The organism is Nisaea sp., from assembly GCF_040217065.1.
Classification (GTDB): Bacteria; Pseudomonadota; Alphaproteobacteria; order Thalassobaculales; family Thalassobaculaceae; genus Nisaea.
Genome location: NZ_JAVJNX010000010.1, coordinates 242,952 through 258,541, shown reverse-complemented (window position 1 = coordinate 258,541; position 15,590 = coordinate 242,952). Strand labels below are relative to the sequence as shown.

13 protein-coding genes are annotated in these 15,590 nt (G+C 64.0%); 4 read left to right on the top strand and 9 right to left on the bottom strand.

The genetic code is table 11. The features are described from left to right. Position 1: 1 nt before the first annotated feature. From RH950_RS17235 to RH950_RS17195, 9 genes are read right to left on the bottom strand one after another with little or no spacing between them, the layout of a single operon-like run. Positions 2-1,921: an ABC transporter substrate-binding protein gene (locus RH950_RS17235; protein WP_350058968.1), complete on the bottom strand. Its 1,920-nt coding sequence runs from the start codon at positions 1,919-1,921 to the stop codon at positions 2-4. Beyond that, a complete protein-coding gene (locus RH950_RS17230) occupies positions 1,918-3,816 on the bottom strand; it encodes an ABC transporter ATP-binding protein (protein WP_350058967.1) in 1,899 nt (632 codons plus the stop codon). The genes RH950_RS17235 and RH950_RS17230 overlap by 4 nt, the downstream gene beginning before the upstream one ends. 29 nt (positions 3,817-3,845) lie before the next feature. Next, positions 3,846-4,346, bottom strand: coding sequence for a hypothetical protein (locus tag RH950_RS17225; RefSeq protein ID WP_350058966.1), 501 nt, complete (start codon positions 4,344-4,346; stop codon positions 3,846-3,848). Between the two features lie 10 nt (positions 4,347-4,356). Then, positions 4,357-5,127 (bottom strand): polysaccharide deacetylase family protein, encoded by a 771-nt coding sequence (locus RH950_RS17220; protein WP_350058965.1) that lies wholly within the window; start codon positions 5,125-5,127, stop codon positions 4,357-4,359. Then, a complete protein-coding gene (locus RH950_RS17215; protein WP_350058964.1) occupies positions 5,124-6,287 on the bottom strand; it encodes a glycosyltransferase family protein in 1,164 nt (387 codons plus the stop codon). The genes RH950_RS17220 and RH950_RS17215 overlap by 4 nt, the downstream gene beginning before the upstream one ends. Further along, positions 6,284-6,877 (bottom strand): histidine phosphatase family protein, encoded by a 594-nt coding sequence (locus RH950_RS17210; RefSeq protein WP_350058963.1) that lies wholly within the window; start codon positions 6,875-6,877, stop codon positions 6,284-6,286. The genes RH950_RS17215 and RH950_RS17210 overlap by 4 nt, the downstream gene beginning before the upstream one ends. Continuing rightward, positions 6,871-7,998 (bottom strand): glycosyltransferase family 4 protein, encoded by a 1,128-nt coding sequence (locus RH950_RS17205; protein WP_350058962.1) that lies wholly within the window; start codon positions 7,996-7,998, stop codon positions 6,871-6,873. The genes RH950_RS17210 and RH950_RS17205 overlap by 7 nt, the downstream gene beginning before the upstream one ends. After that, positions 7,995-9,266: a glycosyltransferase family 4 protein gene (locus RH950_RS17200; protein ID WP_350058961.1), complete on the bottom strand. Its 1,272-nt coding sequence runs from the start codon at positions 9,264-9,266 to the stop codon at positions 7,995-7,997. The genes RH950_RS17205 and RH950_RS17200 overlap by 4 nt, the downstream gene beginning before the upstream one ends. Before the next feature lie 47 nt (positions 9,267-9,313). After that, positions 9,314-10,543, bottom strand: a complete 1,230-nt coding sequence (locus RH950_RS17195) for a glycosyltransferase family protein (RefSeq protein ID WP_350058960.1) — start codon at positions 10,541-10,543, stop codon at positions 9,314-9,316. A gap of 221 nt (positions 10,544-10,764) precedes the next feature. Here RH950_RS17195 and RH950_RS17190 point away from each other — a divergent pair, with 221 nt between their 5' ends. The 4 genes from RH950_RS17190 (at position 10,765) to RH950_RS17175 (ending at position 15,544) form a co-directional block, all read left to right on the top strand. Then, positions 10,765-13,401, top strand: a complete 2,637-nt coding sequence (locus tag RH950_RS17190; protein WP_350058959.1) for an ABC transporter transmembrane domain-containing protein — start codon at positions 10,765-10,767, stop codon at positions 13,399-13,401. Positions 13,402-13,431: 30 nt separating this feature from the next. Then, entirely contained in the window at positions 13,432-13,887 is a 456-nt protein-coding gene (locus RH950_RS17185) for a cyclic nucleotide-binding domain-containing protein (RefSeq protein WP_350058958.1), read from the top strand. Between the two features lie 8 nt (positions 13,888-13,895). Next, on the top strand, positions 13,896-14,384 hold the full coding sequence (locus RH950_RS17180) for a class I SAM-dependent methyltransferase (protein ID WP_350058957.1): 489 nt from the start codon (positions 13,896-13,898) through the stop codon (positions 14,382-14,384). A gap of 74 nt (positions 14,385-14,458) precedes the next feature. After that, positions 14,459-15,544: a metal-dependent hydrolase gene (locus RH950_RS17175; RefSeq protein WP_350058956.1), complete on the top strand. Its 1,086-nt coding sequence runs from the start codon at positions 14,459-14,461 to the stop codon at positions 15,542-15,544. The last annotated feature ends 46 nt before the right edge of the window (positions 15,545-15,590 follow it).

Here is a 15,590-nt window from a genome sequence, read left to right as displayed (position 1 = left end):
CCTAATCCGCACTTGCATTCGTGGCCGGCGCATCGCCGAACCAGAAGGTATCCGGCAGATAGACCCCGAAATGGGCGCCCGGATCCCAGTTATAGATCGCTTCCGTCGGCACGTTCCGGAGCGTGTTCGACACCACGACCGGCTGCAGCACGCCGGAGATCAGCCCGATGGTGAAGACCTGGTCGACATTGATCTGCAGAATCTCCTCCCAGACGCCCTTCTTCACGGATCGCGTCGAGGCATTGCGCCAGATCACGTACAGTTCCTGCAACCGCTTGGCCGGTCCCATGTCCGTCGCTTCGCCGGCCATGCCGCCGGTCTCGATGAACTGGCCCCATTTCGGCCATTGCAGCTGCTGTTGCGAATACGGAACAAAATCCTTCGGACTGTCCAGAGCCGTCGCCAGGCCGTTTTCCACGCCGGCCCAGACGGACATCAGTGTCTCCCCGGCGAAGATCCGGTTGCGGAACACATTACGCTGGGACGGCCGGGTGAAGATCTTGATGCCCGCATCGAGCCAGGAATCATGGATCAGCGACAACACGTCGGTCTGCTCCGTGCTTTCTCCTGCGGTTTCGACAATCAGCTCCATCGGCCGGCCGTCCGGCAACAGCCGGATGCCGTCGTCGCCGCGCCTGAGGCCGATTTCATCGAGCAGCGCATTCGCCCGTTTCAGATCGAATGTGGCCCAGCGGGTCTGATAGTCCTTCTGATAGAGCGGCGAGGCCGGCAGGACCGTGTTGTTCCCCTCATAGGCCAACCCGTAATAGATCACCTGGTTGATCTCGTACCGGTTGACCGCGAGCGACAGGGCCCGGCGGAAGCGGACATCCCGGAACAGCTCCCGCCAGACCGGGTCCGCGGCATTCAGGTTGGGATAAAGCGCCATATGCGCGCCCTTGGCGGTCCGCCAGAGCCGCGTGTCGAAGGGAAAGCGGTCTTCCGCTTCCTTCAGGAATGTATAATCGTCGAAGGAAAGATACCTGGCCTGCAGATCGGCGTCGCCGGCGCCCACCTTGGCCGGGATCAGTCCCGGGCTGGCGAGATCGAAGATCACCTCGTCGATATAGGGCAGCTGGCGGCCTTCCGGGTCGACCCGGTGGAAGTAGGGATTGCGCTCGAACCTGAAGCGGGTCGAGGTCGCGTGTCCGGTCACTTTCCATGGCTGCAGGACCGGCAGATCCGGATTATCCATCCGGTAGAGATTGTCCATCTTGTTGTGCAGCGCCGCCCAGTTCCGCTGTTTCGCCTCCTCGACCCGCTTGTCGAGTTCGGCCGGGTCGGCGTAAGCGGCATGCATCGGCTTCAGGTAGTGGGCCGGGCGATAGACGTAGAGCGGGCTTGCCTTGGCCAGGGCCGGCAGGAAATCCGGATTCGGCTTGGACCAGGAGAAACGCACCGTGTGCGCATCGATGAGCTGGAAAAGCGGAGCCTCGCCATCCACGATCATGACGCTCGGCGGGCCGGCCGGTGACAGTTCCGGATTGTTCGCCACATCTTCCCAGAAATACCGGAAATCCTCGGCCGTAAAGGGATGGCCGTCTGACCAGCGGTGGTTCTTGCGCAGGAAGAAGGTGAAGACGCGCTCGTCCTCGACGATGAAATTCTCGAGGATATCGGCGAAGAGTTCGTAATCGCCGGGCTGGTAGCTGACGAGGCGGGCATAGCCATACACCGTCATCTGCCGGGTATCCTTGCTGCGCGACATCAGCATGCGCAGCGTGCCCCCATATTGACCGAGTGCCTCCCCGCGGGCCTCGAAATCGACCATGTAGGGCGTTTCCGGAAGCCGGTCGGCCATCGCCGGCAATGCGCCGGCCGCGACGCGCTCCTGCAGCGAGGGGATCTCCTCGGCGATGCCAGGAGCGCCCGCAAACAGCGAGACAATCAGAAGGACAGCAAGCGCGCACCAGCGTCTCACGAAGCCAGCCTCAAGGTCAGGGCCGACTCGTCCGCCCGCACGAAATGCCCGTCGCCGAGATCGATCAGCCGCGGATGGGTCGCCTCGCTCACCGTGAACGGCGCCGGCCATTCGGACGGAATCGAGCAGCGGCTGTCCATGATGGAGCCGAAATCAAGCGGGTTATCGAGGCTGGGATCCGGCACCGCCCGCAGCAGCGCCTTGGTATAGGGATGGACGGGGTTGCGGAACAGCTCGTCGCGCGGTGCCAGCTCGACAAGCCGGCCGGCGCACATCACTGCGATCCGGTCCGCGATGTAATCCACCACCGCCAGATTGTGGGAGATGAAGAGGTAGGTCAGGTTCAGCTGCTCCTGCAGATCCTTCAGCAGGTTCAGCACCTGCGCCTGGATCGAGACATCCAGAGCGGAGACCGGCTCGTCGCAGATCAGCATGCGCGGTTTAAGGGCAAGCGCCCGGGCGATGCCGATGCGCTGACGCTGGCCGCCGGAGAAGCTGTGCGGATACCGGTTCAGGTGCCGGGCATCCAGCCCGACCAGCTTCATCAGCTCGGAGACCATCTCGCGGCGGTAGGCATCGTCCCCGATACCGTGAATGACCAGCGGCTCGCTGACGATATCGAACACCGTCATGCGCGGATTGAGGGAGCTGAACGGATCCTGGAAGACGAATTGCAGCTTCTGCCGGAAGTCGGTGAGCCGGTCGCCATCGAGGCCGAGCACATCGATCTCGCCGTCCTGGTCGGAATAGGTCACGGTCCCCTGGTCCGGCGTCAGCGCCCGCATGATGGTCTTGCTCAGGGTTGTCTTGCCGCAACCGGATTCCCCGACCAGGCCGAGACATTCACCCGGCAGCACCTCGAAGCTCACATCGTCCAGCGCATAGACCCTGGATTCTTCGCTCCTGATCCAGGAACCCTGGCGGATGGTGAATGATTTCGACAGGCTCTCGACCTTCAGGATCGGCTTCTTGCCGTCGACCGGGGCCTTCCCGGCCTCGGTCGGCGCCAGCAGGTGGCCCGTTTCGCTCCTGATTTCCCGGATCGGCACCAGCCGCTCGCCCGGCTCCATGTTGAAGCGCGGCACGGCCGCCATCAGGGCCTTCAGATACGGATGCTGCGGGTCATTGAACAATTGATTGCGGGTGCCGCTTTCCATCACCCGGCCGCGATACATCACGACAACATCGTCGGCCATGTTGGCAACCACGCCAAGATCATGGGTGATCATCAGCACTGCCATGCCGAGCTCGGCCTGCAGGTCCTTCATCAGCTTCAGGATCTGCGCCTGGATGGTGACGTCGAGGGCGGTTGTCGGCTCGTCGGCGATCAGCAGGGACGGACGGCAGATCAGCGCCATCGAGATCATCGCCCGCTGGCGCAACCCGCCGGACAGTTCGAACGGATAGGTCCTGAGCGCCCGCGCCGGGTCGGGGAAACCGACCATCCGGAGCATGTCCTCGGTCAGCTCCTGCGCCTCCCGGCCGGAAACGTCCCGGTGCAGTTCCAGCGCCTCGCGGATCTGGTTGCCGACTGTATGCAGCGGCGACAGGGAGGTCATCGGTTCCTGGAAAATCAGGGAAATCTGGCCACCGCGGATCTGCCGCATGGCCTTGCCGTTACGGTTCAGCCGCGCAATATCGGTGATGGTGCCTTTTTTGCGGTCTTCCGCGAACAGGATGGAGCCGTTGCGGATCTGGGCGATCGGGGGCAGCAGCCCCATAATAGCCTGGCTGACGACGCTCTTGCCGGAGCCGGATTCGCCCACCAGGGCCACGGTCGAGCCGGCACGGACCTGAAAGGACACCTTGTCGACAGCGAGCAGTTCTCCACCCGGCAGATCGAACGCAACCTGCAGATCCCTGACCCGCAGAAGCGGCGTCAGTTGCTCGTTCATGCCTCTATTCCCCATGATCCGCTGGCATCTTAAGGATTCCTTGCGGCCAGCCCCGTCTGTATTCCCGCAGCCACCAGATTATCAGTCGTCGTCTGGTTCAGACCAAGTCCGTTTTGTCCGGCAGCGGAAGCGGCATGCTCCAGCACGGCTTCAAAACCGTCAAGTGTCGATTCTATCGTGATTTTCTCGCCCGCCCCGCTCTTCAGGACAAGGTGCATCCAGCCCTTGCCCTTCTCTTTCTGGGTCGAATAGTAACGCAGATCCATTGTGGCAAGTTCCGGCCAGGCGATGGCTTTGCCGAGCGGGCCATGCACTTGAATTCCCTCGGCATCGACTTCAATCCTGGTCTGCGCTTTCAGCCAGGTCCTGACGACGAAACCGCCAAAGACCAGAGCGAGCAGCCCGAAGATTATCTGGAAGGTCCCGAGCATCGGCGAAAAGACGACAGGAAAGGCGGTGACCGCGAACCCGATGCCCCCACGCAAATAATCCGCCCTGATCGCGCGTTTCTCGTATTCGTGCAGGCTCATTCCGGGTCCTCTACAAGCAAAAAACAGTCCGCGGCGCGACCAGACTTACAGCCTCATGGGCCTTCAGTGCCAGCATCAGGGCTTCAAGGGCGCGCCAATCCTCCTCCACCATTACCAGATGATGTGTCAAAAGTCCGCCGGGCTCCTTCGGGTCCGCCCGACCGGCCCGGCATGCTTCAAGATGCGCCGACAAAGACGCCGCCACGACGTCCGTTCCGACAAACTTCCGGGTCCCGCGCCAGTCGATGACATCGCTGTGGGTGTTCACGCAGCGCAGGCCCGGTGCGGCATGAGGCGCCCGGCGCGCGCCGAAGGTCGACAGGACGGTGAAACCGGACGTGGCGAGACTGCCGATCAGGTCCGGCGCAATGCGATTCCAGGGCGGTACAAAACAGGGCAGCACCCGGTCCGGGAACGCGTCCTGCAGCCGGGCGAGCCCCGCGTCGGCATCCCGGCACATGTCCGCCAGCGGGCGGGATGCCGGAAACTCGCATTTCTTCGCTCCGGCCGCCGCGTGGTTGCGATGGGCAAAACCATGCACCAGGATTTCCGTGCCGGTTCCGGCAAGCCGCGCCGCCAACGCGTCTGTTTCGGCACCTTCCGGCACCACGGCAAGACCAGGTACCCAGCCGGTTGCAGCGGCCATGGCGAGCAAAGGATCTAGGGCCGGGGTCGGACGCTGCAAATCATCGTCCCGCCACCAGAGCGACGCCGTCAGCCCGGCGGAGGCCCAGCGATCAAGCTCCCGCAGGAGCTGCGCAATTGCCGGCGACCCGGTCACGCCGGCTCCAGCAGTTCACTCAGGATGCGCGCGGTTCCGGCCGCGCCCGCCAGGTCGACGCCCGCCGCGCCCCTGTCCCGGCCGGCCACTGCCTGCTGCATCGCCTGTGCAAGCGCATCCCGGTCCAGCGCGGCCTCCGGCACCACCGCAAGGCGGCCGCGCTTCGCCAGCAGATCGGCGCGCACCCGCTGTTCGGTCTCCACACCACCCTCATAGGGAATGACCACAGAGGCCGTCCCGGCGGTCAGGACTTCAGCCAGGGTGTTGTAGCCGGCCTGGGAAATCGAAAGGAACGCCCTCGAAATGATCGCGGCCAGATCGGGCCGGCTGCGCTCGACAATCACGCCGGGGCCGGCCAGGCTTTCGACTGCGCGGGCGGCCTCTTCCGGCATGTGCGGGCCGGTAACGAAGCGCCATGTCCGGTCGGCGAAGGGAAGCCCGGGGCGGAGCCGCGCGATGGCCCGCATGATATCGCCGCCGACGGCGCCGCCGCCGGCAGAAACCACGACTTCGCCCGCGCCGTCACCGGTTCCGTCGCCGGTCGTTTCGATCGGGTTCAGCACATAGCCGGTATAGCGGACCGGTGCCGTCAGGTCGGCATACATGGGAAAGGTATCCGCCAGACTGATGACCGCTTCATCCCCGTGTACCAGGACCATGTCGTAATAGCGGTCGACCGTCTCGACGATCTCCCGGTTGCGGTCCGGACGCGGCTTGGTGACCAGGATATCGCGCATGGAGGAGACGATTTTCGGCTGCCATGGCGCGGCCTTGGCCCGGTCGAGCAGGGGCAGCAGCTCGAACCGCATCTGCCGGCGTCCGAAGGGAAAGAGTTCGGTAAACAGGATATCGGGCCGGATCGTCTCGAACAGATCGAGCAGCCTGTCGCGCCGTGCGGCGCGCCAGGCATCGTCGATCTCCCGGCCGTTCTCGTCGGCCAGCACCTTGAACAGGGAATCGGCAGCCCGTACCGGCGGCAGCTGGTGCATGACAGCCCCGCCGATATCGAGATGCGGCACCGGCATGCCGCCGGAGACGAAATGGACCGTGAACCCGTCCTCGACCGCCGCCTGCGCGACCGCGGCGGCTCGGCGCAAATGGCCGATGCCCAGCAGGTTCTGGACATAGAGAAAGAGTGTCTTCAACCGGGTGTCCGTCATGGAATCAGGCTCACATTCAAGGCGTCTGGACGGATCGTCCCGTCCGGTTCGAGACGGATCATATGCAGGGCCGTCCAGTCAAGCCGGACAGGCGGTTTGCCCATCATGTTCCAGCCCCAGGCCAGCGCCAGCGCCGCCCGGATCACACCCTTGTGGGTGACGGCAAGACAACATTCCGGCACGGGTTGACGCTTTCGCAGCTTGTTGAAAAATGTCTGGAGCCGGACCTGGACATCGCGTGGGGATTCGCCGCCCGGCGGCCGGAAATCCAGGCCGCGATCCTCGTTCCGTTTCATTTCTGTACCGAATTGAGATCTGAGATCCAATAATCGGCGGCCTTCCCAGTCCCCCCAGTCCATTTCGATCAGAAGCGGCTCCTCTTCGAGAGCGGCGCATCCCGCCAATGCTGCGGTCTGCCGGGCCCGGTCGAGCGGCGATACCAGCACCGGCGCCGACCGGAAGGCGTCCGGAAGACGGTAGCGGGCCGCCTGCGCCCGGCCGGTTTCGGACAGCGGGCGATCGGTCCGGCCCTGCAACCGGCGCTCCGCGTTCCAGTCGGTCGGACCGTGCCGCAGGAAGCCGATCAGCACGGCAGGGCCTGGAGCGCCGCATTCAGCTGACCGGCCGCCCTTTCGAGACTGTGGCTGCGATTGGCCTGCTGCCGCCCGGCGGCGCCGAGCCGGCGGGCGAACTTCATGTCACGCAGCAGGCGGTCGAGGTTTTTCGCGAAAGCCGCGGCGTCTCCCTCGGGGGCGAGCAGGCCGGTCACACCGTCGCTGACGATATCGGGGACCCCGCCGGCATCGCCCGCGATCACCGGCAATCCGCTGGCCTGTGCCTCAAGCAATGCCATGCCGTATGCCTCGTTTATGGCGGGCCAGGCGAGAATATCAGCGGCCTGATAGAGCGCACGGAGATGCGTGGCATCCACCGCGCCGCGCAAATGCACGCGGTCCCGGTGCGGCGCGAAACAGGCTTCGACCTCCGGCCGCCCGGTGCCGTCACCGGCGATGACCAGCGCCCAGCGCCGTTCCGCCGGGAGCTGCGACAGGGCCTCGGCCAGAAGCTTGTAGGACTCGATCTTCACGCCCGGCCGCATCATGCCGACGGCGAGCAGCACGGGGACATCCGCCGCGATGTCGAGCTGCGCCCGCAGCGCCGCACCGGCGTGCGGATCCTCCGGATAAGGCAAACCGTCAAGGAACGGCTTGATCTCGAGATACCGGCCATCGGCACCAAGACAGGGCAGGACACACTCTTTGTCCCGGCTGTTGAAGCCGATAACGAGCGCCGCCCGGCCAAGCGCATCCAGCACCCTGTGATGCGACCGCGCCCACATGCCGGCCGCCCGTTTCGGGGCGTTGGAGGCTTCGGCCACCACATAGGGAATGCCAAGGCGCCGGGCGACCTCCGGGCCGATCAGGTCCGGCGCCCTGTAATAGAGATGATAGGTGAACCAGAGGTCCGGCGTCGCAATCCTTCCGGATTGGCAACATTTCACGAACCGGTCCGCACTGCGCGCACCCAGGCGGGCAAAGCGGGACTGCCGGGCGGGATCGCCTTTTCCGTCACGGCTGCGCAGTCGGGAGGCGAGGAACAGGTCGTGCCCGCCCGCGTGAAGGGCCGTCATCAACAGGCGCGCCATGCGCCGGTCGCCGGATGGTGTCGGTGCGTCCGGCGCTTTCAGGGGTGCGTAGAAGGCAATTCTCACGCGGCTTCGTCCGTGCCGGCAGCGGCATCCGGCCGTGCCGGGTCAAGCCCGAACAGGGCGGCTAGGGTGCCGATGGCCACCTGATGATCGAATCGGGCACGAACTTTCGCTTCACCGGCCGCGCCGTACCCGGCCCTGACAGCCGGGTTCCGGATCAGCCCCTCGATGGCAGCGGCCAGTCCGGCAATGTCGTCCGGGGGCACGAGGGTACCCGTTACGCCGTCATCTATGAGCTCCGGAATGGCCGAGACATCGGTAGCGAGACAGCAAAGTCCCTGGCTCTGCGCTTCCACCAGCACGTTCGGCAACCCGTCCCGGTCGCCATCCTCGGCAATCCGGCTCGGCAGGATGAACAGGTCGGAGCGACGGTAGGCCTCGAGAACAAGTTCCTGCGCTGCCGCGCCCCGCCAGGTGATGCGGTCCGTGAGTCCGAGCGCGTCAGCCTGGCTTTTCAGCCGGCGCAGCTCCTTGCCGCCGCCGATATGCGTCCAGTGCCAGGACAGGTCGTCCGGAAGCCGGGCAAGGGCATCAAGCAACTGATCGAACCCCTTTTTCGGCACCGCCCGGCCGACCGAGAGCAGGCGGACCGGCGCACCGGAACCGTCCCGCATGGCCGCTTCCGTGTCGACGGCGGCGAAACTGGAAAGATCGAGACCATGATAGACCAGCCGGGTCTTGCCCGGCGCGAGGGCATCCAGATGGGCATGGCCATAGCGGGTGCAGGTCACGGCCCAGGCCGCATCGGCCAGTTTCTCCCGCTTCTCCCAGTCCGGCGACAGCCAGATATCCTTGGCATGCGCCGAGGCGGACCAGCTGCGGCCGCTCATCAGCGCGGCATAGCGGGCGACCGAGGATGGGGTGTGCAGAAAATGCGCGTAGATGTGGCGGAACCGGGGATCGAGTTCGGTGGCGAGCACCAGCGCCTGGCCGAAACGGCGCCCCCGGTTCGGCGTGAAATCACGCTTCAGATCCTTCAGCCAGAGCCGGAAGGTCGCGCCATAGCCCGGAATCCGGCGCGCCTTCCACCAGGCTTTCAGAACCCGGAGCGGCTCCTGATAGAGATATTCCGGCAGATAAGTGACCGCGCCGGTGATCTTGCCATGCACCGGGTGGCTGGCCTTGTCGGTCGGATGCCGGAGGGAGATGATGGTGTAGTCGAGCCCGAGGCGCTGCAGCTCAAGAATTTCCTGGGCAATGAAAGTCTCCGAAAGACGGGGATAGCCTTTCAGAACGATGGCCGTCGGAACGCGCGTCTCTGATCTTGCCATAGTGTGTCGAACCAATACTGACGCCCGTGCGCGAGCCGAATTCCGGCTCAGGCTTCCCGGCGCAGAACGGCAACCTTCGCGGCACTTTGCTCGTAGAGCCAGTAATGGGCCAGCCGGTTCACTTCCTCAAGTCCGTCCAGCAATCCGGACTCCATCGTCTCCGACGGTGTCGGCTGGCTGGGAAGACGCCGCAAGGCATCCGCCATGACATGCGGGTCGCGGTCGCCGTCATCCACGAGCATGGCCGTGATACCCAGCTCCTCCGCCCGCGCCGCCCGGATGTATTGCTCCATCCGCGGCTCCGTCCGGGGCACGATGAGCGCGCGCTTGTCGAAGGACAGGATCTCGCAGAACGTATTGTAGCCGCCCATGGCAACGATCCCCGCCGCGCGCGCCATCAGGCTCTCGATGCGGGCATCGAAGGTGATGACATCGACCCGGTCGAGCGTGTCCGCCCGCTCCATGAAGTCGTTCTGCAGCTCCGCCGGCATGAACGGCCCAAGCACCAGCAGCGCGCGATAGGGCAGATCCGTATCCGCCTCATAGGCCTTCAGGACCCAGTCCATCAGACCGTCACCGTCCCCGCCGCCGCCGGCCGTGATGAGAATGAAGGGATCTTCCAGATCGGTGGTCATGATCGGATGCACGTGCTTCGGCACCTTGCGCTTCAGATATCCCGTATAGGACGTCTTGCTCTGCACCGAGTCCGGCATCGGCATGCCGGAATAGGGATCGCAGACCGACTGCAGGCCATAGACCCAGATCGCGTCATAGACATCGCGCAGAGCCTCGACGGCGTTCTTGCGCTCCCATTCGGGCAGCAGTTTTTCCGGCTCGTCCATCACGTCGCGCAGACCGAGCACCAGGGGCGTGCCCCGGTCCTTCAGCATCTCGAGTGTTGGCTTGACCTCTCCGCGCAGCCCCCAGGGCTCCTTGTCGACGATGAACATATCCGGATCAAACGCATCCGCCGTGTGCTTGATGATCGAGGACCTCAGGTTAAGGGTCTCCTCGATATCGAGATGCAGGTTGAGCGAGGTGTAGTCACCATTGCGCAGCTTGATCACGCCGGGGATGCGGACAAAATCGACGCGGGTGCGAAAATCGAAGCTGCCGATGATCGGGGAGCCGGAGAGAATCAGCACGGACAGGTCGGACTGCCGCTCCACCAGGGAGTGCGCGATTGCCCGGCAACGCCGGAGGTGGCCCAGGCCCATTGTATCGTGGCTGTACATCAGCACACGCTTCGGGCCACGCCTCTTGCTAGCGAACGTCAAACGCCCATCCACCCACTCATCGGTCTTGAAAGCTGAAGACCCAGCTGAACTGCAGGTCTGGTCCCCACGCACATCCCCATTGCCGGTACTATGCCACAGTGTGCGTTGCGGCAAAACCAGTTTGGCCGCACGCACATTTACCTTGTGACACTGTTCGGTTACTGTTTTGCGCGCAAACGATTTTTGCTGTCATAGCCAACCTGCATGGACCGACGGATCGCATGGAACCTACAATTTTCCGGTTCATATTCCGGCACAGCAAGAAAGAGCAGATCTTCCTTCTTGTGCTGACCGGGCTGTCCTTTCCGTTTCTCTACTATTCTCTGGACCTGCCGAAGATCATCATCAACCAGGCCATCGGCGGAACCGATTTTCCCCGTGACCTGTTCGGCTATCAGGTGGACCAGATCCCCTACCTGCTGCTGCTGAGCGTGATCTTTCTCGCCCTGGTCTGCGTCAATGGCGCATTCAAATACTACATCAATGTCTATCGCGGGCAGCTCGGCGAACGCATGTTGCGGCGCCTGCGCTACGATCTCTATGCCCGGGTCCTGAGATTTCCCCTGCCGCATTTCCAGAAGGTCAGCCAGGGCGAGGTGATCCCGATGATCACCTCCGAGGTGGAGCCGCTCGGCGGTTTCATCGGCGATGCGATCTCCCTGCCCGCCTTCCAGGGCGGCACGCTGCTGACCATCCTTGCCTTCATGTTCGTTCAGGATCCCATTCTCGGGACCGCGGCCATCGCGCTTTATCCGGTCCAGGCCTACATCATTCCGAAGCTGCAACGCCGGGTGAACGCGCTTGGCAAGGAACGGGTGAAGGCGGTCCGAAAGCTTTCGGACCGGATCGGGGAAAGCATCTCCGGCGTGCAGGAAATCCACGCCAACAACGCCGCCCGTTTTACGCTCGCCACCTTTACGGCGCAGCTCGGCGAGATCTACACGATCCGCTTCGATATCTACCGCCGGAAGTTCTTCATCAAGTTCCTGAACAACTTCATCGGCCAGCTCACGCCGTTCTTCTTCTATTCCATCGGCGGCCTGCTGGTGATCAAGGGCGACCTGACCTTCGGGGCGCTGGTCGCCATTCTGGCCGCCTACAAGGATCTCTCCGCGCCATGGAAGGAACTGCTGACCTATTACCAGCGCAAGGAAGATTCCCGGATCAAGTATGACCAGGTGATCGAGCAGTTCGACACTGCAGGCAGCCTGACCGAATCCCAGCAACTGGACGAGCCGGCGGAACCGGTTTCCCTTGAGGGGCCGGTGGCCCTGCGCAATCTGGGTCTCACCGACGACGAGGGCGAGGTCCTGCTGGAAAATGTCACGCTCGAGATCAAGCAGGGTGAAAAGGTCGCCATCGTCGGGCCTGGCGGCGGCGGCAAGGATCTGCTGGCCATGGTCATGGGACGCCTTCTGGCACCGACTGCCGGCAGCATCACCATGAACGGGATCGATATCGCCGGTCTGCCCGAAGCCGTCACCGGACGGCGCATCGGTTATGTCGGACCGAGCGCCTTCGTGTTCTCCAGCACGATCCGGGAGAACCTGTTGTTCGGCGCCCGTCACGTCCCGCACGGGGACCCGGACCCTGACTGCTTCCCGGACGCTCCGCTCCAGCGCGCCAACTCCGAAGCCGCCGGAAACTCGCTCGATCCGATTTCGGCCAACTGGGTCGATTACCAGGCGGTCGGGACCGATGAATCGCACCTGAATGCCCGCCTCGCGGACCTGCTGCGCGTGGTCGGCCTTGAAGACGAGATCTATGCCTTCGGGCTCCGCGGTTCGCTGAATGCGACAAGCCGCGAGGAGACCGGCCAGAGGATTCTCGGTGCGCGCTCAAAGCTCCGCCTGCGTCTTGAGGAACTGGGGCTCGACACCCTGGTCGAGCCGTTCGATGCGGAGAAGTTCAACACCAATGCAAGCGTGGCCGAGAACCTGCTGTTCGGGACACCGCTCGGCGCTCAGTTCAGCCCCGATCATCTGGCAAGCGAACCCTATGTCCGCTCTGTTCTCGATCAGGTCGGCCTGACCGAGGATTTCGTCCGCATCGGCCGCGATGTCGCGGCGACCATGGTCGAACTGTTCAAGGACCTGCCGCCCGACCATGAATTCTTCGCGCAATACGCCTTCATCTCGGCCGACGATCTTCCGGACTACCAGACGCTGGTGCAGCGGGCCGACAGGGTTGGTCTGCAGGAGATGGAGGCCGAAGACCGGAACCGGTTCCTCGACCTGCCGTTCAAACTGATCCCGGCACGGCACCGACTCGGCATGATAGAGGAGGAGCTGCAAGCCCGCATCCTCGACGCCCGCAAGGCGTTCCGCGAGGGTCTTCCGGAAGACCAGCGTTCGGCGCTGGAGTTCTTTTCGGAGGACCAGTTCAATCTGGCCGCCTCCGTGCAGGACAACATCCTGTTCGGCAAGATTGCCTACGGACAAGCCGATGCCGGCAACCAGGTCGGCACCGTGCTCGCGGAAGTCATCGAGTCAGAGGGCCTGCGTGATATTGTGATCGATATCGGCCTCGGGGCGGAGGCTGGCATCGCCGGCTCCCGGCTGACCACAGCGCAGCGGCAAAATGTCGCGATTGCCCGCGTGCTGCTCCGCCGGCCTGACGTCATCATCCTGAATGGATCCGTCTCGGCGCTGGATTCCGGGGTGCAGGGACCGACCGTCGCGCGCATCCTCGAGGAAACCGCCGGCCGGACCGTTATTCTGATTGCGCAGCGTGCCCGCTTGGCCGAGCCGTTCGACCGTGTTCTGGTGATGCGCGGTGGCCGGGTGATCGAGGATGGCGCGTTTGATACACTCGACAAGGAAGGAACCGCGTTCCGGGGATTGCTCGATGAGGAGTAATCCGGAACGGGTAACGCAAAGGGTCTACCAATGAGTCTGAATGAAGAAGTCGAGCTGCTGAGAAACATTCCGCTCTTCGCAAAGATCGAGCCCTCGAAGCTGAAACTGCTCGCCTTCACCTCCGAACGGCTGAACTACGCCGATGGGCAGGTGCTGTTCAGCCAGGGCGATTCCGGCGACGCCGCCTATATCATCATCGGCGGCACCGCCTCGGTATTGATCGGGACGGAGAACGGCATGGTCGAGGTGGCCCAGCTCAGCAAGGGCGATGTGGTCGGCGAGATTGCCATTCTCTGCGACGTGCCGCGGACCGCGACCGTAAAGGCCAAGGAATCCCTGACCACCCTGAAGATCAGCAAGGACGCTTTCTTCCGTCTGGTCACCGACTTCCCCCAGATTGCGGTCGAGATCATGCGCGAACTGGCGGCCCGGCTGGAGCAAACCAACATCCAGCTCCGTGCCGCCCTGTCCGAAAACGGCCAGTAGAAGCCCCCATGAGCCGTCTCGACAGCGCGATCCGCCGCCTGCAGGCGCAGAAGCTCAGCCTGGAATGGGCAGCCTCGGCCATTCAGGATCATTCCGGTAACGCAATAGAGCTCGGCCTCGGCAATGGCCGGACTTTCGATCATCTGCGCTCCCTGATGCCGGATCGGCCGTTCTACGTCTTCGACCGGCAGATCGCCGCCCACCCGGACTGCATCCCGGCCAAGGACCGTCTCTTTCTCGGTGATTTCCGCGACAGCCTGGTCGCGGCCCGGCAGGCGCTCGGACGGACCGTGCTGCTCGCCCATCTCGACATCGGCACCGGCGAGAAGGAGGCGAGCATCGCATTGGCGGCGCAAATCGCGCCCCTGGTGGATGCCCTGCTGGCCGACGGCGCCGTGGTCGTCAGCGATCAGCCGGTATCGCTGCCGCGCTGGACAGCCACCGCCCTGCCGGAAGGGATCAAGCCCGGCCGCATTCATCTTTACCGGGTCGGCTAGCCCCGGCAGGTTGAAAACACCGCCGCAAGACGCATGTCATAGCCAGAAAAAAGCCACTTACGCGGGGAAGACCGTTGGATTCACTGACCCAGATCGTGCTTGGCGCGGCCGTTTCCACTGCCGTTTCCGGGCGCCGCATCGGCCCCCGCAAGGCTGCCCTGCTGGGTGCGGGTCTCGGCACCCTGCCCGATCTCGATGTGCTGTTGCGCCATGGCGATGCGGTCAGCGATTTCGTCCTGCATCGAAGCTGGAGCCATTCCCTGCTGGTGCATGCCGCGGTCGCGCCGCTGATCGCCGAAGCTGTGATGCGGGTCTTTTCCGGTCTCAGGGAGCACCGTGTCACCGCCTATCTGACCGTGTTCCTCTGCCTCGTCACCCATGCGCTGCTCGATGCCATGACGATCTACGGCACCCAGCTGCTATGGCCGCTGACAGACACCCCCTTTGGCATCGGGTCCATCTTCATTATCGACCCGCTCTACACCCTGCCGCTCGCCATCGCCGCCGTCTGGGCGCTGCTGCGGCGCGACTGGTCGGCGAAGATCGGACGGGTCACAGCCACGGCCCTGACACTCTCGACCCTCTATCTCGGCTGGTCCCTGGTGGCGCAGCAGATCGCCGACGGCAAGGCACGGGACATTCTCGCACATGCCGGCATCAAGGCCGAGAAGGTGCTGGCCACACCCATGCCCTTCAACACCCTGTTCTGGCGTACCATCGCCATCGAGGGCACCCGCTATTACAATATCTACCAGCCGCTTTTCGCCGGCCCGGATGCGGCCCGTATCCATGCCCACCCGCGCCTCGTCGAAGCGGCACCCTGCCTCGATACGATCCCGAGCGCCACTGCCGTTGCCGCCTTCTCGAAGGGCTATTACCGCACCCTCATGGATGACAGCGGGCTGCGGATCGCCGATCTCAGAATGGGCGTGACGCCGAGCTTCGTGTTCGATTTCCGCGTCGCGGTACCGGACGGCGAACGCTGGAAGGCGATCATGCCGGAGCGGGTCCAAAACACCCGGTCAGCACCCGGCGATATCAGCTGGCTGCTCGACGGCATGTTCGGTGGAAGCGGCATCCGGCCAGCGGAAGCCGCAAGTGTTTATGATCCGGCAGCGCCTTTGCTGGCCGCTCTGCCGGAAATGCCGGCCTGCGGGTAAGCCGCGGTGACCAGGCGTAAACGTCATCCCGGCCGAAGAGCCGGGA